Genomic DNA, 17,852 nt, shown 5'->3' on the forward strand with positions numbered 1-17,852 from the left:
CCGAGCCGGCACGATCATGCCCAAGCCCACCACCCTCGCCCTGCTCCTGGCGCTCGCCGCATGCGTCGCGCCCGTGGCCGCGCAGGAAACGGCAGCCGCGCCCGCTGCGGAATCCACGCCGGTTCCGCCTCCCCCGGCCTGGTTGCCGGCGATGGACGCGCTGTACCCCGAGCTGCGCGTATCCGGCCTGGACCCGCGCGACTTCGACGCGGAGCACTGGTGGCAGGCCGTCACCCCCCTGCTCGACCGCAGTGCCGGCTTCCACATCGAGGACATCGGCCGCAGCGCCGAAGACCGCCCGCTCCGGCACGTGCGCTGGGGCCGGGGCAAGACCCGCGTGCTGCTGTGGTCGCAGATGCACGGCGACGAGAGCACCGGCACGATGGTGCTGGCCGACCTGTTCCGCTTCCTCGGCGAACACCCGGACCATCCGGTGGCGGCGCGCCTGCGCGCGAACACGACCCTGCACTTCCTGCCGATGGTCAACCCGGACGGCGCCGCGCGCTTCCAGCGGCGCAACACACAGGGCATCGACATCAACCGCGACGCGCGCATGCTGGCCACCCCCGAGGCGCGCGCGCTCAAGGCGCTGCACGACCGCGTGCGGCCGGCGTACGGCTTCAACCTGCACGACCAGAGCCCCGGCTACCGCGTCGGCGACTCCGGGCGCGGCACCGCCATCGCCCTGCTCGCCCCGCCTCCCAGCGCCGCCAACGAGGTCGACCCGGCCCGTGCCCGCGCGATCGAGGTGGCCGCCACGATCCGGATCGCGCTCGAGCCCTATCTCGCCGGCCACATCGCGCGCTGGGACGAGACCTTCAACCCGCGCGCCTTCGGCGACCTGACCGCGCAGTGGGGCACCAGCACGGTACTGATCGAGGCCGGCGGCATCGAAGGCGATCCGCAGAAGCAGGCGCTGCGCAAGCTGCACTTCCTCGGCCTGCTCGCGGCGCTGGACGCCATCGCCGGCGGCAGCCACGCCGGCACGCCGCATGCGCTCTACCGCGACCTTCCGGAGAATGGCGAGCCCTGGCCCGACCTGCGCGTCGTCGGCGGCACACTGGCGATCCCCGGGCAGCCGCCCGTGCGCGCCGACCTGCTGGTGAACTTCCGGCATCCGCTGTCCTGGGAGGACGGCAGCATCCGGGACATCGGCGACCTGGCCGATACGCCCGCGCGCAGGACCATCGACGCCAGCGGGCTGTTCGTGGTGCCGGCCCTCGCCGCCGGCGGAGAGGCCGCCGGGCCGTGCCGCATCGCCATCAGCGCTGCGGCATGTTTCCACCTCGCCCGCGACCCGGAGGGCCGCGACCCGGTGTGGACGCTGCGCAGCGACCTGGACACCGCGCAGCCGGCGCCCGGCGCCGGCCACTGAGCCTCGGTCAGCCTCCGGCGTCGGCACCGCGTTCGAGCGCGCGCCTCACTTCCTCCAGCGCGTTCGGATCGTCCAGCGTGGACAGGTCGCCCGGGTCGCGGTGCTCGGCCAGCGCCTGCAGCGAGCGCCGCAGCAGCTTGCCAGAGCGCGTCTTCGGCAGCGCGTTGACCACGTACACGCGCGAGGGCCGCGCCACCGCGCCGAGCTGCTCGGTCACGGTCCGCATCATCTGCGCGGCCGACTCGGCCGCATCGCCGTCGCTGCGCTTGAGCGTGGCGAACACCACCGGCACCTGTCCCTTGACCTCGTCGTGCACGCCGATCACCGCAGCCTCGGCGACCGAGGGATGGCTGGAGACCGATTCCTCGATCTCGCGCGTGCCCAGGCGGTGGCCGGCGACGTTGATCACGTCGTCGGTGCGGCCGAGGATGAAGGTGTAGCCGTCCTCGTCGCGGATCGCCCAGTCCAGCGAGCTGTACAGCAGCTCCTTGAAGTGGCCGAAGTAGCTGGCGATGAAGCGCTCGTCGTTGCCCCACACCGTGGTCAGGCAGCCCGGCGGCAGCGGCGGCTGGATCGCCAGCACGCCCTTCTCGCCCGGACCGACGTCCTGCCCGGTCGCCTCGTCGATCACCCGCAGGCGGTAGCCCGGAGACGGCAGCCCCGGCGAGCCCAGCTTGACCGGGCGCATCTCCACCCCGGGCATCAGCGTCAGCACCGGCCAGCCGGTCTCGGTCTGCCAGTAGTTGTCGATCACGGTCTTGCCCAGCGCGCCGGTGATCCACCCGGCAGTCGGCTCGTCCAGCGGCTCGCCGGCCAGGAACAGGTACTGCAGCCTGGACAGGTCGTAGCGCTGCAGCCACGACGGATCCTGCTTCTTCAGCACCCGCACCGCGGTGGGCGAGGAGAACATCGTGCGCACGCCATAGCGCTCGCAGATCCGCCACCAGATGCCCGGGTCCGGCGAGGTCGGCAGCCCCTCGTACAGGATCGAGGTCGCGCCGGCGATCAGCGGCCCGTAGACGTTGTAGGAGTGGCCGACCACCCAGCCGATGTCGGAGGTGGAGAACATCACCTGGCCCGGGCGGATGTCGTAGATCGACCACATCGACAGCGCCAGCGCCACCGCGTAACCGCCGACGTCGCGCTGCACGCCCTTGGGCTTGCCGGTGGTGCCGGAGGTGTAGAGGATGTAGCTGGGCTCGTTGGATTCCAGCCACTCCACCGGCACTTCGGCCTTGGCGTGCGCCTCGCGCAGCGGGCCGTATTCGACGTCGCGCCCGGGCCGCATCGGCAACTCGCCGGCCAGTCCGCGATTGACCACCAGCACGTGCACCGGCGGGTGTTCGGCGCGCGCCAGCGCCTCGTCGACCATCGGCTTGAACGGGATCACCTTGCCGCCGCGGCTGCCGGCATCGGCGCAGACCAGCACCTTCGGCCGCGCGTCGTCAATGCGCAGGGCCAGGTTGTGCGAGGCGAAGCCGCCGAACACCACCGAATGCACCGCGCCGATGCGCGCGCAGGCCAGCATGGCGATGGCCGCGTCGACCGTGTGCGGCATGTAGACCACCACCCGATCGCCCCGGTCGACACCCAGCGACTGCAGCGCCGCAGCGAACGTGTTCACCTCGCGGTGCAGCTGGCGGAAGGTCAGTTCGCGGACGCTGCCGGTCTCGCTGGACCAGCCGACCAGGGCGAGCTGGTCGCCGCGCTCGGCCAGGTGCCGGTCGACCGCGTTGTGGCACAGGTTGGTGGTGCCGCCGACGAACCACTTGCGGAACGGCGGATTGGCATAGTCCAGGATCCGCTGCGGCGGCACGTTCCAGTCGATGGCGGTGGCCGCCTCGGCCCAGAACGCCTCCGGCTGCTCGATCGAACGCCGGTACAGGTCTTCGTAGCGCATGGCTGCTCCCCTCCGAGGGATGGCCGGAGCATAGTCCCGCCCCTCCCGCGCGGCCCTGCGACCTTGGTCGAAAACCGCCCCCGGAAACGGAAAAGGCCGGGAAATCCCGGCCTTTCCGCGAGCAATAGGTTGATCGGCCGGATCAACCCGACAGGTCGACCCGGCAGCTCAACCCAGCAGGTGGGCGACGCCGCCGCGCTCCTCTTCCAGCTCGCCCAGGGTCTTGTCGATCGCCTTCTGGCTGAACTCGTCGACCGGCAGGTCGCGCACCAGGGTGTAGCTGCCGTTCTCGGTGATCACCGGGAAACCGAAGATCACACCCTCGGGGATGCCGTAGGAACCGTCGGACGGGATGCCCATGGTCACCCACTTGCCGTTGCTGCCCAGCAGCCAGTCGCGGACGTGGTCGATGGCGGCGTTGGCGGCCGAGGCGGCCGAGGACAGGCCGCGGGCCTCGATGATCGCCGCGCCGCGCTTGCCGACCTTGGGGATGAACTCGTTGGCGTTCCAGTCGGCGTCGTTGATCCTGTCCTTCAGCGAGGCGCCGCCGACGGTGGCGAAGCGGTAGTCCGGGTACATGGTCGGGCTGTGGTTGCCCCACACGATCAGCTTCTCGATCTCGCCCACGGCCACGCCGGCCTTGCCGGCCAGCTGGCTCAGCGCGCGGTTGTGGTCCAGGCGCAGCATGGCGGTGAAGTTCTCCGGCTTCAGGTCCGGCGCCGACTTCATCGCGATGTAGGCGTTGGTGTTGGCCGGATTGCCGACCACCAGCACCTTCACGTCGCGGCTGGCGACCTTGTTCAGCGCCGCGCCCTGGGCGGTGAAGATCTTGGCGTTCTCCAGCAGCAGGTCCTTGCGCTCCATGCCCGGGCCGCGCGGACGCGCGCCGACCAGCATGGCCACGTCGGCGTCCTTGAACGCCACTTCCGGATCGTCGGTGCCGACGATGCCGGCCAGCAGCGGGAACGCGCAGTCCTCCAGCTCCATGATCACGCCCTTGAGCGCGGCCTGGGCCTTGTCCAGCGGCAGTTCCAGCAGCTGCAGGATCACCGGCTGGTCCTTGCCGAGCATCTCGCCGGAGGCGATGCGGAACAGCAGGGCGTAGCCGATCTGGCCGGCGGCGCCGGTGACGGCAACTCGAACGGGGGTCTTCATCGGTGAGGGGGTCCTTCGGTGGGTGCGGTGTGTCGCGTGGGGAGGAAGTACGGGCCGGGCGGCGCCGCGCAGGTTAATAGACGTCGTAACCGAGCGGGCTCAGCCTTTCGTCCAATGCCGCCGTGTCGTAGCCGCGGACCACGGCCTGGCCGACCACGGTCACCGGCACGCCGCGCGCGCCCAGCGCGCGCATCGCCCGGTCGCCGGCCGGCGTGTCGATGTCGAGCACGCGGTAGCGGACCTCGGCGCGCTCGAAGTCGCCCTGCTGCTTGCGGCAGTAGCCGCACCACTCGGCGGCCAGCATCACGATGCCGGTCTCGCCGGTGGCCACGCGCGGGTCGTCCGGATGCAGGTCCGGCTGGCGGTCCTTCGACCACCAGGCATACAGCCCGCCGGCGATGCCGACGATCAGCAGGAGGCCGAGGATGCGCATGGGAAATCCTGGTCGGGGGCCGGTGATTTTATCACGCGACCCCGCACTGGCCGGTCCGGCGGGCTGCCCGCCGGACATGGCCCGGAGGCCGGATCAGGCGCTCAGGTAACGGTTCCACTCGGCGACGCGGTCGGCCTTGGCGGCCAGCACCGGGGTGGCATCACCCTCGATCTTCACGGAATTGATCGCGTCGCCCTGGGCGATGCTGTCGACCACGTCCAGGCCCTCGACCACCTTGCCGAACACGGTATGGCGGCCGTCCAGCCAGGGGGTGGCCACGTGGGTGATGAAGAACTGGCTGCCGTTGGTGTTCGGGCCGGCATTGGCCATGGACAGCACGCCGCGCTCGTGGGCGACGCCGTTGTTGGTCTCGTCCTCGAAGCGGTAGCCCGGGCCGCCGCGGCCGGAGCCCTCCGGGCAGCCGCCCTGGACCATGAAATCGGCGATCACCCGGTGGAAGCTCAGGCCGTCGTAGAAACCGCGCTGGACCAGGTTGACGAAGTTGGCCACGGTCAGCGGCGCCTTGTCGGGCAGCAGTTCGACCCGGATCGGGCCGCGGGCGGTATCGAAGGTGGCGATCAGGGACATCGGACGGGCTCCTGCGGGTAATGGGAGGCCGGCGGCGGGGAATCCCCGGGGGCCGGACCGGGGCCCGTACGGAGTTCATCCGGCGGGCGTGTGGGCCGGCTATAATAACCGGCTTCCTTTCTTCCCTGCCCTGCGCGCTGACGGCGCGTCATTCGCCATGTCCATCGAAAACCTGCGCAACATCGCCATCGTCGCCCACGTCGACCACGGCAAGACCACCCTCGTCGACCAGCTCCTGAAGCAGTCCGGCACCCTGTCCGAGCGTACGGTGCTGGCCGAGCGGGTGATGGACAGCAACGACCAGGAAAAGGAACGCGGCATCACCATCCTGGCCAAGAACACCGCCATCACCTGGCAGGGCAACCGCATCAACATCGTCGACACCCCCGGCCACGCCGACTTCGGCGGCGAGGTCGAGCGCGTGCTGTCGATGGTCGACACCGTGCTGATCTTGGTCGACGCGATGGACGGGCCGATGCCGCAGACCCGTTTCGTGACCCAGAAGGCGTTCGCGATGGGCTTCAAGCCGATCGTGGTGGTCAACAAGATCGACCGCCCCGGCTCGCGCCCGGACTGGGTCGTCGAGCAGGTCTGGGACCTGTTCGACCGCCTCGGCGCCACCGCCGAGCAGATGGACTTCCCGATCGTTTACGCCTCGGCCCTGAACGGCTATGCCTCGCTCGACCCGGAAGCACGCTCGGGCGACATGACCCCGCTGTACGAAGCGATCATGCAGCACGCGCCGAAGCCCGAGGTGGACCTGGACGGCCCGTTCCAGATGCGCATCAGCCAGCTGGACTACAACAGCTTCGTCGGCGTGATCGGCATCGGCCGCATCCAGCGCGGCACCCTGAAGAAGAACATGCCAGTGGCGGTGATCGACCGCGAAGGCAAGAAGCGCCAGGGCAAGGTACTGCAGGTGCTGGGCTTCATGGGCCTGGAGCGGATCGAGCAGGACACCGCCGAGGCCGGCGACATCGTTGCCATCTCCGGTATCGCCGAGCTGACCATCTCCGACACCATCTGCGCGCTGGAATCGCCCGAGGCGCTGCCGGCGCTGACCGTCGACGAACCGACCATCTCGATGACCTTCCAGGTCAACAACTCGCCGTTCGCCGGCAATAAGGACCTGTCGGGCGGCAAGTTCCTGACCAGCCGCCAGCTCAAGGACCGCCTGGACCGCGAGAAGGTGCACAACGTCGCGCTGAAGGTCGAACAGCTGGAAGACGCCGACAAGTTCCTGGTCTCCGGCCGCGGCGAGCTGCACCTGTCGGTGCTGATCGAGAACATGCGTCGCGAGGGCTACGAGCTGGCCGTGTCGCGCCCCGAAGTGATCATCAAGGAAATCGACGGCCAGCTGATGGAGCCGATCGAGCAGCTCGTCGTCGACGTGGAGGAGATCCACCAGGGCGGCGTGATGGAGAAGCTGGGCACCCGCAAGGCCCAGCTCAAGAACATGGAATCGGACGGCAAGGGCCGCGTGCGCCTGGACTACGAGATCCCGGCGCGCGGCCTGATCGGCTTCCAGAACGAGTTCAAGACCCTGACCCAGGGCTCGGGCCTGCTGTTCCACGTGTTCGACCACTACGGTCCGAAGGAACAGGGCGCGATCGCCAAGCGCATCAACGGCGTGATGATCGCCAATGCGCCGGGCGCGACGCCGGCCTATGCGCTGGGCCCGCTGGAGGAGCGCGGCCGCCTGTTCGCCGCCGAAGGCGACAACGTGTACGAGGGCCAGCTGGTCGGCATCCATTCCAAGGACAACGACCTGACCGTCAACGCGATCAAGACCAAGCCGCTGACCAACATGCGCGCTTCGGGCAAGGACGACGCGATCAAGCTGACCCCGGCGATCAAGTTCTCGCTGGAGCAGGCCCTGGACTTCATCGAGGACGACGAGCTGGTCGAGGTCACCCCGAAGGAGATCCGCCTGCGCAAGAAGATGCTGACCGAGAGCGACCGCAAGCGCGCCTCGCGCGCGGCCTGACGACGCCCACCCCCGCGCGGCGCCTGGCGGCCTCGTTGCCAAGCGCCACGGGCGGCGGTAGCCTCGGGCCGTCCGCCGAGGGGAAACGCATGCGCCTGGCCGCACTGCTGACGGCGGCGCTCCTGTGCGTGGGCGCAGCGGGTTGCCGTCGCGAGGAACCTGCCCTGCCTGCGCCGCCGGCGCAGGCACCCTCGCCGGCCGCCTCCTCCTTCCCCTACGCAGAGGCCGGGATCGCCGACCTGCAGGCCGCCATGGAGCGCGGCGAGACCACCAGCCACGCGCTGGTGCAGGCCTACCTGGCGCGGATCATCGCCCTGGACCGCAACGGGCCCAGGCTCAACTCGATCATCGAACTCAACCCGCGAGCCCGCACCGAGGCGGCGGCGCTGGACGCCGAGCGCGCCGCCGGCCGCGTGCGCGGTCCGCTGCACGGCATCCCGGTCCTGCTCAAGGACAACATCGACGCCACGCCGATGGCCACCACCGCCGGCTCGCTGGCCATGGCCGGCTTCCGGCCAGCCGGTGACGCCTTCCTGGTGGAGCGGCTGCGCGAAGCCGGCGCGGTCGTGCTCGGCAAGGCCAACCTCAGCGAGTGGGCCAACTTCCGCTCGACCCGCTCGACCTCGGGCTGGAGTTCGGTCGGTGGCCAGACCCGCAACCCCTACGCGCTCGACCGCTCGCCCTGCGGCTCCAGTTCCGGCACCGCGGTGGCGGTGGCCGCCAACCTCACCGTCGCCGGGGTCGGCACCGAAACCGACGGCAGCATCCTGTGCCCGGCCGCCGTGAACGGCCTGGTCGGGCTGAAGCCGACCGTCGGCCTGGTCAGCCGCAGCGGCATCGTGCCGATCGCCCCCAGCCAGGACACTGCCGGACCGATGACGCGCAGCGTCGAGGACGCGGCCCTGGTGCTGGCCGCGATCGCCGGCCGCGACCCCGCCGACCCGGCGACGATGGACAACCGCGTGCTGGCCACCTTCGACTACGCCCAGCAGCTGCGTGGTGCCAGCCTGCGCGGCGTGCGGATCGGACTGCTGCGCGACCGGTTGGCGATATCACCGGAGGCGGCGGCGGCCACCGAGCGCGCCGTGGCGGCGATGCGCGAAGCCGGGGCGGTCGTGGCCGACGCGCAGATCCCGACCCAGGGCCAGTGGAGCGCGGACGAGCTCGAGGTCCTGCTGAGCGAGTTCCGGCCCGCGCTGGAGCGCTACCTGCGGCAACGCCAGGCGCCGGTCGCGAGCCTGGACGAACTGATCGAGTACAACCGCCGCAACGCGGCACGGACCATGCCGCTGTTCGGGCAGGAACTGCTGGAGCAGGCCGCCGAACGCCAGGGCCTGGCCGCACCGGCCTACATCGCCGCGCGCACCCGCGCCCGCCGTCTGGCCGGCCCGGAAGGCATCGACGCGGCGTTGCGCGACGGTCCGTTCGACGTGCTGGTGGCGCCGACCACCGGCGTGGCCTGGCCGATCGATGCCGCGCAGGGCGACCGCTTCCCGGGCGCCGGCTACGGCGCGGCCGCGGTCGCCGGCTACCCGGCCCTGACGGTGCCGATGGGCCACAGCGACGGCCTGCCCCTGGGCCTGGTGTTCATCGGACCGGCCTGGAGTGAAGCGCGGCTGCTGCGGATCGGCCACGCCTACGAGCAGCTGACCCGGGCGCGGCACCCGCCCACGTTCCGCGCCAGCGTCGACACGCCGCCGGCGGCCGCCGATGGGAACGCCGGGCGCTGACCGTCCCCGGGGCGCCGCGGCTCAGACCCGCGCGTCCGCCTGGCGCTGGCCCTGCTTGCGCACGATCGCCATCGCGATCTCCAGCGACTGCTCGTAGTTCAGGCGTGGATCGACCGTCGAGCGGTAGGCGCGCTCGAGGTCGACCTCGGTCAGCTCGCGGGCGCCGCCGGTGCATTCGGTGACGTCCTCGCCGGTCAGTTCCAGGTGCACGCCGCCCAGGCGCGTGCCGGCGGCCGCGTGCAGGTCAAAGGACTGCTCCACTTCGGCCAGGATGTTGGCGAAGCGGCGGGTCTTGTAGCCGTTGGCGGTGCTCTCGGTGTTGCCGTGCATCGCGTCGCACACCCACAGCACGCGGCGGCCGTCTCGGCGCACCGCCTCCAGCAGCGGCGGCAGCTTCGAGGCGATCTGCGCCGCGCCCATGCGGTGGATGAAGGTCAGCCGGCCCGGCTCGTCGTCCGGGTTGAGCACGTCGATCAGGCGCAGCAACTGGTCCGGCTGCACCGACGGGCCGACCTTGATCGCCACCGGGTTGCGGATGCCGCGGAAGTACTCCACGTGCGCGCCGTCCAGCGCGGCGGTGCGCATGCCGATCCACGGATAGTGCGTGGACAGGTTGAACCAGCCCCACTGCCGCGGCACCTGCCGGGTCAGCGCCTCCTCGTACGGCAGCAGCAGTGCCTCATGCGAAGTGTAGAAGTCGATCCGGTTGAGGTTGTGCACCTCCACCCCGGCCAGCGTCTCCATGAAGCGCACCGCGTCGCCGATCGAGTTCACCATCTTCTGGTAGTCCTCGGCCAGCGGCGAGCAGCCGACCCAGCTCAGGCTCCAGTACTCCGGGTGGTGCAGGTCGGCGAAGCCGCCGTCGATCAGCGCGCGGACGAAGTTCATGGTCATCGCCGAGCGCGCGTGGGCGGTAAGCATGCGCCGCGGGTCGGGCACGCGCGCCTGCGCGGTGAACTCCGGCCCGTTGACCACGTCGCCGCGGTAGCTGGGCAGGCTGACCTCGCCGCGGGTCTCCAGGTCGGTCGAGCGCGGCTTGGCGTACTGGCCGGCGAAGCGGCCGACCCGCACCACCGGCAGGCGCAGGCCGTGGACCAGCACCAGGCTCATCTGCAGCAGCACCTTGAGCCGGTTGGAGATGGTGCCGGACTCGCAGTCGCTGAAGTTCTCGGCGCAGTCGCCGCCCTGCAGCAGGAAGCGCTGGCCCTCCTGCGCCTCGGCGATCTGCTTCTTCAGCGCGAAGATCTCCCACGAAGTCACCAGCGGCGGCAGCTGGCGCAGTTCGGCCAGCGCGGCTTCCAGCGCCGATGGATCCGGATACTGCGGCATCTGCAAGGCCGGCCGCCCGCGCCAGCTGGCGGGCGACCAGCCGTCGGCCAGGTTCACGGGTTGGAGGCTGCGTTCGGGCGTGCTCATGGGGGAGAGGCTCGCTGGGGGAGTCGGATCAGAGCCGGTTGCGGCCCTTGCGGCGGCGGAAGGCAGCCTGCAGGCCCCACCCGGCCAGCAGCACGAAGCCGATCAGGCTCCACGCCGGCATGCTCAGGCCCAGCAGGGTCCAGTCGACGGTGCCGCAGTCGCCGGTGCCGGTGAGTACCTTGCGCACCAGCTCGATCGGGCCGTGCGTCTCCTGCAGGAACGACAGCGGCGGACCGCACGCGGGCACCAGGTCGTGCGGCAGGGTCTGCAGCCATACGTGGCGCCCGGCGATGCCGATGCCCACCAGCGAGGCGATGGCCACCAGCACGCCGTAGAACCGGCGCCCGCCCGGCGACCGCGGCGCGTGCAGTCCGCCGGCCAGGAACACCAGCGCCAGCGCCGCGTAGGCGATGCGCTGGAAGATACACAGCGGACAAGGCTCCAGTCCCTGGTACAGCTGCGTGTAGATCGCATAGCCGATCAGGGCGGCGCAGCCGAGGAAGCCGGCGAGGAACTGCGCGCGGAAACTCCAACGGAAGGGATTCATCGGCGACGTGGACCCGGGTTGCGATGGGGAATCGGGCCGATTATTCCGCATCCGTGCCGCCAGCGGTAACCGATCGTGCCGCCTGAAACGAAAAACCCCGGCCGAAGCCGGGGTTTCCGTTCACGTTGCCGCCCGTTGGGCGGCGACGCGGATGCTTATTCGGCCGCCTGCGGGCGGTCGACCAGCTCGACGTACGCCATCGGCGCGTTGTCGCCGGCGCGGAAGCCGCACTTGAGGATGCGCAGGTAACCGCCCGGACGCGCCTGGTAGCGCGGGCCCAGCATGGTGAACAGGTTGCCGACGGCTTCCTTGTCGCGCAGGCGGGCGAACGCCAGGCGGCGGTTGGCGACGCTGTCGACCTTGGCCAGGGTGATCAGCGGCTCGGCGATGCGGCGCAGTTCCTTGGCCTTGGGCAGGGTGGTCTTGATCAGTTCGTGCTTGAACAGCGAGGCGGCCATGTTCTTGAACATCGCTTCGCGGTGGGCGCTGGTGCGGCTGAACTTGCGGCCGGCTTTCTGGTGACGCATGGTCGTGGTTCCTGTGGAATGGTGTGGCGGTTGTGGTTCGCTGTCGCCATCCAGGCGTTGAAGCAGTGGACTGCGCTGGTCCGATCCGGCGTTCCCTTGCCGGGGAGTCGCCGCGGGCCTTCAGGCCCGTCGGCGCTGGAGCGTTCCCGCATCACGATGGATGCGGGAACGGTGTTGCAACTTCTTAACCCAGCATCCCGTGCTGTGCGATCCCGGCCGGCGGCCAGTTCTCCAGCTTCATGCCGAGGGACAGGCCGCGCTGGGCGAGGACTTCCTTGATCTCGGTCAGCGACTTCTTGCCCAGGTTCGGGGTCTTGAGCAGCTCGACCTCGGTCTTCTGGATCAGGTCGCCAATGTAGTAGATGCTCTCGGCCTTGAGGCAGTTGGCCGAACGCACGGTCAGCTCCAGGTCGTCGATCGGACGCAGCAGCACCGGGTCCACGCCGGTCGGGGCCGCCTTGGCGGCACCGCGGTCGCGGTGGGTGAAGTCGCCGAACACCGACAGCTGGTCGCTGAGGATGTCGGCGGCGGTGCGCACGGCTTCCTCGGCGTCGATCGTGCCGTTGGTCTCGATGTCCAGGACCAGCTTGTCCAGGTCGGTGCGCTGCTCCACGCGCGCGGCTTCCACCGCGTAGGCGACGCGGCGGACCGGCGAGAACGAGGCGTCCAGCACCAGGCGGCCGATCGTGCGGGTTTCCTCGTCCGGACGGCGACGGGCGGTGGCCGGCTGGTAGCCGAAGCCGCGCTCGATCTTCAGGCGCATGTTCAGCGCCGTGTCCTTGGTGAGGTGGCAGATCACGTGGTCGACGTTGAGGATCTCGACGTTGTGGTCGGTCTTGATGTCGCCGGCGGTGACCACGCCCGGACCCTGCTTGGACAGGCTCAGGGTGGCGCTCTCGCCGCTGTGCATGCGGATGGCGACGTCCTTCAGGTTCAGCAGGACTTCCAGCACGTCCTCCTGCAGGCCTTCGACCGTGGTGTATTCGTGCAGCACGCCGTCGATCTCGACCTCGGTGATCGCGAAGCCGGGGATCGAGGACAACAGGACGCGGCGCAGCGCGTTGCCGAGCGTATGGCCGTAGCCGCGCTCGAGCGGTTCGATCACGATCTTGGCGCGATTGCCGGTGAGGCGTTCGATCTGCGGTCCGCGGGGACGCAGGACCTGGTTGGCGGTAACCGTCATGTTGCGGATTCTCCTGCAATGAGCCGACGATCAGGGGAACCGCCGGCTCTGGGGTGTGGCCCCGTCATCCGGGGGCGGCCGGAAGGCGGGGCAACGCGATCCGGCCGGGGTGTGGGATGCGGCGCCGCGCCCGGGAGGGCGCGGCGACCAGCCACTGTTACTTCGAGTACAGCTCGACGATCAGCGCTTCGTTGATGTCGGCCGGCAGGTCGGCCCGATCCGGGACGGCCTTGAACACACCGGCGAACTTCTTCGCGTCGACCTCGATCCACGACGGGGTGGTGTCGTGCTGCTCGGCGACGGTCAGGGCCTCCTGGACGCGAAGCTGCTTCTGCACCTTCTCGGACAGGGCGATCGCGTCGCCGGCCTTGACCTGGTAGGACGGCAGGTTCACCGGCTTGCCGTTGACCAGCACGCCACGGTGGCTGACCAGCTGGCGCGCGGACGGACGGGTCACCGCGAAACCCATGCGGTAGACGACGTTGTCCAGGCGGGTTTCCAGCAGCTGCAGCAGGTTCTCGCCGGTGTTGCCCTTCTTGGTCGAGGCCTTCTTGTAGTAGTTGCGGAACTGGCGCTCCAGCAGGCCGTAGATGCGCTTGACCTTCTGCTTCTCGCGCAGCTGGGTGGCGTAGTCGGACAGCTTGCCCTTGCGCGCGGTCGCGCCGTGCTGGCCGGGCTTCTGCTCCAGCTTGCACTTGGAGTCCAGCGCACGCGCCGGGCTCTTGAGGGAAAGGTCGGCGCCTTCGCGGCGCGCGAGCTTACAGGTAGGACCGATATAACGAGCCATTTCTTATCGCCCCCTTAGACGCGACGCTTCTTCGGCGGACGGCACCCGTTGTGCGGGATAGGCGTCACGTCGATGATGTTGGTGATCTTGTAGCCCACGTTGTTGAGCGAGCGGACAGCCGATTCACGGCCCGGGCCCGGGCCCTTGATGCGGACTTCAAGCGACTTCACACCGTAGTCGAGTGCGGCCTTGCCGGCCTTCTCGGCGGCCACCTGCGCGGCGAACGGGGTCGACTTGCGCGAACCGCGGAAGCCCGCGCCGCCCGAGGTCGCCCACGACAGCGCGTTGCCCTGGCGGTCGGTGATGGTGACGATGGTGTTGTTGAAAGAAGCATGGACGTGCGCGATGCCGTCGGTGACGACGCGCTTGATCTTCTTCTTGGTCTTTGATGCTGCGGGCTTTGCCATGATCGGTGTCCCTTACTTCCTGATCGCCTTGCGCGGACCCTTGCGGGTGCGGGCGTTGGTACGGGTGCGCTGGCCGCGCAGGGGCAGGCCACGACGATGGCGCAGGCCGCGGTAGCAGCCCAGGTCCATCAGCCGCTTGATGGCGATGCCGATTTCGCGACGCAGGTCGCCTTCGACCACGTACTTGCCGATCTCGGCGCGCAGGCGCTCGACTTCCGGCTCGGACAGGTCACGGATCTTGGTGTTGGAAGCCACGCCAGCGGCCTCGCAAACCTTCTTCGACCGGGTGCGGCCGATGCCATAGATGCTCTGCAATCCCACCCAGACGTGCTTCTGGGTCGGCAGGTTGACGCCTGCAATACGCGCCATGACGCGATCTCCAAACTTGAGGGTCGGCACGCGCCCAGGGCACGCCCGACAGGATGGTTCAAAAGTGAACTGCGAATTCTATCAATGTCTCGGATTACTTGGAAGCCCATGGCCCGAAGGCCCTGGACCCGGCATGGGGAGTGTGCCCATGCTCCGGCGCCGGACTCTGCTGGCGGCCCCGGTTGCCCGGTCCCGCCGGCCGCGCTACTCCAGCGCGGCACCGCATCGTCTCACCCGCGCGCGAGACGTCGCACGGGCCGCCCATTTCTGGATGGTTCCGGCCTCGGGGGCCGGATGCCGACGGAATGGGACCGCCGGGCTTGGATTCTTGAACCTCCGGGTCAACCCCGGGCGAAGCCACCCCGCGAACCGCCCTTGAGGTTGGCCTTCTTCAGCAGGCTCTCGTACTGGTGAGACATCAGGTGGGCCTGGATCTGGGCGATGAAGTCCATCACCACGACCACCACGATCAGCAGCGAGGTGCCACCGAAGTAGAACGAAGTCTGCATCTGCGTGCGCATCACTTCCGGCAGCAGGCTGACCAGGACCAGATAGGTGGCGCCCGCGGCGGTCAGCCGGGTCAGCACACCGTCGATGTAGTCGGCGGTGGCCTTGCCGGGGCGGATGCCCGGGATCAGCGCGCCGGACTTCTTCAGGTTGTCGGCGGTCTCGTTCGAGTTGAACACCAGCGCCGTGTAGAAGAACGCGAACCCGGCGATCAGCGCGGCGAACACGATCATGTGCAGCGGCTCGCCCGGGGCCAGCGCGTTGGACACGCGCTGCAGCCAGGTGGCCGAGGTCGCCTGCCCGGACCACATGCTCAGGGTCGCCGGGAACGCCAGGATGCTCGAGGCGAAGATCACCGGGATCACGCCGGACATGTTGAGCTTGAGCGGCAGGAACGAGGTCTGGTTCATGTACGCGCTGCGGCCACCCTGGCGGCGCGCGTAGTTGACCGTGATCCGGCGCTGGCCGCGCTCGACGAACACCACGAACCAGGTGACGGCCAGCACCAGCACCACGATCAGCAGCAGCGACAGGAAGTTCAGGCTGCCGTTCTGGTAGGCCTGGACCGTCTGGATCACCGCGCCCGGCAGGCCGGCGACGATGCCGGCGAAAATGATCAGCGACACGCCGTTGCCGATGCCGCGCTCGGTGACCTGCTCGCCGACCCACATCAGGAAGATGGTGCCGGCGGTCAGCGCCACCACCGCGGTCAGCACGAAGCCGATGCCCGGGGTGTAGACCACCGGCACGCCGCCCGGGGCGACCTGGTTCTGCAGCGCCATGGCGATACTGCCACCCTGCACCACCGACAGCAGCACCGCGCCCACGCGCGAGTACTGGGTGATCTTGCGGCGGCCGGACTCGCCTTCCTTCTGCAGCGACTTCAGCGTCGGGAAGATGTGCACGGCCAGCTGCATCACGATCGACGCCGAGATGTACGGCATCACGTTCAGCGCAAAGATGCTGAACCGGTGCAGGGCGCCGCCCGAGAACATGTTGAACATGTCCACGATGCCGCCGCCCTGCGCCTGCATCATGGCGAGCATGGCATCGGGGTTGACGCCCGGCACCGGCACGAAGCAGCCGATCCGGTAGACGACCAACGCACCCAGCACGAACAGCAGGCGCTGGCGCAGTTCCGTGAACTTGCCCAGGCCGCTGCCGAGATTGCCGATGCCAGCTTGCGCCATGTGTTCCTTACTCCTCGATGCTGCCGCCGGCGGCTTCGATCGCGGTCTTGGCACCCGCGGTCACCTGCACGCCCTTGATGGTCAGCTTGCGCGACAGTTCACCCTTCTTGACGATCTTGGCGCGCTTGGCGGTGGACGGCACCAGCTTGGCCGCCTTCAGCGCGGCGAAGTCGACGGTGTCGCCCTCGACCAGCGCCAGCTTGTACAGCAGCACCTCGGCGGTGTCCTTGGCCGACATCGAGCGGAAGCCGACCTTCGGCAGACGACGCTGCATCGGGGTCTGGCCGCCTTCGAAGCCGGCCTTGATCTTGCCCTTGCCGGCGCGCGCGAACGAACCCTTGTGACCGCGGCCAGCGGTCTTGCCGAGGCCCGAACCGATGCCGCGGCCGACGCGGGTCCGCTCCTGGCGGGCGCCGTCGGCGGGCTTGAGAGTATTCAGACGCATGGGATTCTCCTTACTCCTCGACCCGCACCAGATAGTGCAGCTGGTTGATGAGCCCGCGGACCTGCGGGCTGTCCTTCAGCTCGCGCACGTCGTTGAGCTTGTTCAGGCCCAGGGCCTTTACCGACAGGCGGTGGCGGGACTGGGTGCCGCGCAGGCCGCGCACCAGGCGCACCTTGACGGTCTTGTTGGACTCGTTAGCCATTGAGGAGTTCCTCCGCCTTCTTGCCGCGCTTGGCCGCAATGCGGGTCGGCGACTGCATGGCTTCCAGGCCCTTCAGGGTGGCGCGGACCAGGTTGATCGGGTTGCGCGAACCGACGGCCTTGGCCAGCACGTTCTTGACGCCGACCGCTTCCAGGACGGCGCGCATCGCACCACCGGCGATCACGCCGGTACCCTCGGACGCCGGCTGCATGAACACGCGCGCCGCGCCGTGGCCGGCCTTGACCGGGTGCCACAGGGTGCCGTTGTTCAGGTCGACGTTGAGCATGCCCTTGCGCGCGTACTCCATCGACTTCTGGATGGCGACCGGGACCTCGCGGGCCTTGCCGTAGCCGAAACCGACCTTGCCGTCGCCGTCGCCGACCACGGTCAGCGCGGTGAAGGTGAACTGGCGGCCGCCCTTGACGGTCTTGCTGACGCGGTTGACCGCGACCAGCTTCTCGATCATGCCGTCGTCGACTTTCTCTTCGCGGTTGCGGTCGCGATCGCGGCCCCGCGGCTGACGCTCTTCTGCCATTTCTGTATTCCTTGGTTGTCTGGATATGTACGGCTCGGGCCGCTTATGGTTGTGGGCTGTCGCGGTGTCGCGTCACGCCCCCGCAGAAGGAGGACGGCGCCCGGCACTACCTGTGCCGGCAGGACGGGGCCCGCCGCAGCGGGCCCGCTGGATCAGAACTGCAGGCCGCCTTCGCGGGCGGCGTCGGCCAGCGCCTTGATGCGGCCGTGGAAGCGGTAGCCCGAGCGGTCGAAGGCGACCTTCTCGATGCCCGCCGCCTTGGCGCGCTCGGCGATCAGCTTGCCGACCTTGGCGGCGGCGTCGGTGTTCTTGCCGCTCTTCAGGCCTTCCTTGACGTCGGCCTGCAGGGTGTTGGCGGCCGCGATGACCTTGGCGCCATCGGCGGTGAACAGCTGCGCATACAGGTGCTGGCCGGTGCGCAGCACCGACAGGCGCGGCACGCCGAGCTTGCGGATGTGGGCCCGGGTGGACTTGGCGCGGCGCAGACGGGCGTCGTTCTTGATGCTCATGTGTGTTTACCTCGTGGAAGCTGAAGGATGGTGCGGGCCTTTGCATTGGAAAGTCCGGCC

At 69.3% G+C, this 17,852-nt stretch carries 19 protein-coding genes; 3 read left to right on the top strand and 16 right to left on the bottom strand.

Annotated elements, in window-relative coordinates:
• Window positions 1–16 precede the first annotated feature (16 nt).
• Entirely contained in the window at window positions 17–1,375 is a 1,359-nt protein-coding gene (locus tag WQ53_RS03575; protein WP_082112827.1) for a M14 family zinc carboxypeptidase, read from the top strand.
• 7 nt (window positions 1,376–1,382) lie between these two features.
• Here the strand turns inward: WQ53_RS03575 and prpE are convergent, their stop codons facing one another.
• From prpE to WQ53_RS03595, 4 genes are all read right to left on the bottom strand, one after another.
• The gene (prpE, locus tag WQ53_RS03580; protein WP_052630489.1) at window positions 1,383–3,275 is read right to left on the bottom strand and encodes a propionate--CoA ligase; all 1,893 of its coding nucleotides are present in this window, start codon (window positions 3,273–3,275) and stop codon (window positions 1,383–1,385) included.
• A gap of 168 nt (window positions 3,276–3,443) precedes the next feature.
• A complete protein-coding gene (locus WQ53_RS03585; RefSeq protein WP_052630491.1) occupies window positions 3,444–4,430 on the bottom strand; it encodes a malate dehydrogenase in 987 nt (328 codons plus the stop codon).
• A gap of 73 nt (window positions 4,431–4,503) precedes the next feature.
• Window positions 4,504–4,863, bottom strand: coding sequence for a glutaredoxin family protein (locus tag WQ53_RS03590; protein WP_052630493.1), 360 nt, complete (start codon window positions 4,861–4,863; stop codon window positions 4,504–4,506).
• Between the two features lie 93 nt (window positions 4,864–4,956).
• Window positions 4,957–5,451, bottom strand: coding sequence for a peptidylprolyl isomerase (locus WQ53_RS03595; protein ID WP_052630496.1), 495 nt, complete (start codon window positions 5,449–5,451; stop codon window positions 4,957–4,959).
• 157 nt (window positions 5,452–5,608) lie between these two features.
• Here WQ53_RS03595 and typA point away from each other — a divergent pair, with 157 nt between their 5' ends.
• Both typA and WQ53_RS03605 read left to right on the top strand, forming a co-directional pair.
• Entirely contained in the window at window positions 5,609–7,438 is a 1,830-nt protein-coding gene (gene typA / locus WQ53_RS03600; protein WP_052630498.1) for a translational GTPase TypA, read from the top strand.
• Window positions 7,439–7,527: 89 nt separating this feature from the next.
• Window positions 7,528–9,168, top strand: a complete 1,641-nt coding sequence (locus WQ53_RS03605) for an amidase (RefSeq protein WP_052630500.1) — start codon at window positions 7,528–7,530, stop codon at window positions 9,166–9,168.
• Window positions 9,169–9,189: 21 nt separating this feature from the next.
• Here the strand turns inward: WQ53_RS03605 and WQ53_RS03610 are convergent, their stop codons facing one another.
• The 12 genes from WQ53_RS03610 to rplR all read right to left on the bottom strand — a co-directional run bounded on the left by WQ53_RS03610 (window position 9,190) and on the right by rplR (window position 17,792).
• Window positions 9,190–10,584, bottom strand: coding sequence for a class II 3-deoxy-7-phosphoheptulonate synthase (locus WQ53_RS03610; protein ID WP_052630503.1), 1,395 nt, complete (start codon window positions 10,582–10,584; stop codon window positions 9,190–9,192).
• Window positions 10,585–10,612: 28 nt separating this feature from the next.
• Window positions 10,613–11,131 (bottom strand): disulfide bond formation protein B, encoded by a 519-nt coding sequence (locus tag WQ53_RS03615; protein WP_052630505.1) that lies wholly within the window; start codon window positions 11,129–11,131, stop codon window positions 10,613–10,615.
• Window positions 11,132–11,286: 155 nt separating this feature from the next.
• Window positions 11,287–11,658, bottom strand: a complete 372-nt coding sequence (rplQ, locus tag WQ53_RS03620; RefSeq protein ID WP_052630507.1) for a 50S ribosomal protein L17 — start codon at window positions 11,656–11,658, stop codon at window positions 11,287–11,289.
• A gap of 184 nt (window positions 11,659–11,842) precedes the next feature.
• Window positions 11,843–12,841, bottom strand: a complete 999-nt coding sequence (locus WQ53_RS03625; protein WP_052630509.1) for a DNA-directed RNA polymerase subunit alpha — start codon at window positions 12,839–12,841, stop codon at window positions 11,843–11,845.
• A gap of 157 nt (window positions 12,842–12,998) precedes the next feature.
• A complete protein-coding gene (gene rpsD, locus WQ53_RS03630; protein ID WP_052630511.1) occupies window positions 12,999–13,628 on the bottom strand; it encodes a 30S ribosomal protein S4 in 630 nt (209 codons plus the stop codon).
• Window positions 13,629–13,642: 14 nt separating this feature from the next.
• On the bottom strand, window positions 13,643–14,035 hold the full coding sequence (rpsK, locus tag WQ53_RS03635; RefSeq protein WP_052630513.1) for a 30S ribosomal protein S11: 393 nt from the start codon (window positions 14,033–14,035) through the stop codon (window positions 13,643–13,645).
• 12 nt (window positions 14,036–14,047) lie between these two features.
• Window positions 14,048–14,404: a 30S ribosomal protein S13 gene (rpsM, locus tag WQ53_RS03640; RefSeq protein ID WP_052630516.1), complete on the bottom strand. Its 357-nt coding sequence runs from the start codon at window positions 14,402–14,404 to the stop codon at window positions 14,048–14,050.
• Window positions 14,405–14,745: 341 nt separating this feature from the next.
• Entirely contained in the window at window positions 14,746–16,101 is a 1,356-nt protein-coding gene (gene secY, locus WQ53_RS03645) for a preprotein translocase subunit SecY (RefSeq protein WP_052630517.1), read from the bottom strand.
• 7 nt (window positions 16,102–16,108) lie between these two features.
• On the bottom strand, window positions 16,109–16,546 hold the full coding sequence (rplO, locus tag WQ53_RS03650; protein WP_052630519.1) for a 50S ribosomal protein L15: 438 nt from the start codon (window positions 16,544–16,546) through the stop codon (window positions 16,109–16,111).
• Between the two features lie 10 nt (window positions 16,547–16,556).
• A complete protein-coding gene (gene rpmD, locus WQ53_RS03655; protein WP_052630521.1) occupies window positions 16,557–16,748 on the bottom strand; it encodes a 50S ribosomal protein L30 in 192 nt (63 codons plus the stop codon).
• On the bottom strand, window positions 16,741–17,283 hold the full coding sequence (rpsE, locus tag WQ53_RS03660; RefSeq protein WP_052630523.1) for a 30S ribosomal protein S5: 543 nt from the start codon (window positions 17,281–17,283) through the stop codon (window positions 16,741–16,743). Before rpsE ends, rpmD begins: the two co-directional genes overlap by 8 nt.
• A 152-nt stretch (window positions 17,284–17,435) precedes the next feature.
• Window positions 17,436–17,792 carry a 50S ribosomal protein L18 gene (rplR, locus tag WQ53_RS03665; RefSeq protein ID WP_052630525.1) on the bottom strand — a complete coding sequence of 119 codons (357 nt, stop codon included), beginning with the start codon at window positions 17,790–17,792 and terminating at the stop codon, window positions 17,436–17,438.
• Window positions 17,793–17,852: the final 60 nt, after the last annotated feature.

Origin of the sequence: Pseudoxanthomonas suwonensis, from assembly GCF_000972865.1 — a bacterium.
Taxonomy (GTDB): domain Bacteria; phylum Pseudomonadota; class Gammaproteobacteria; order Xanthomonadales; family Xanthomonadaceae; genus Pseudoxanthomonas; species Pseudoxanthomonas suwonensis_B.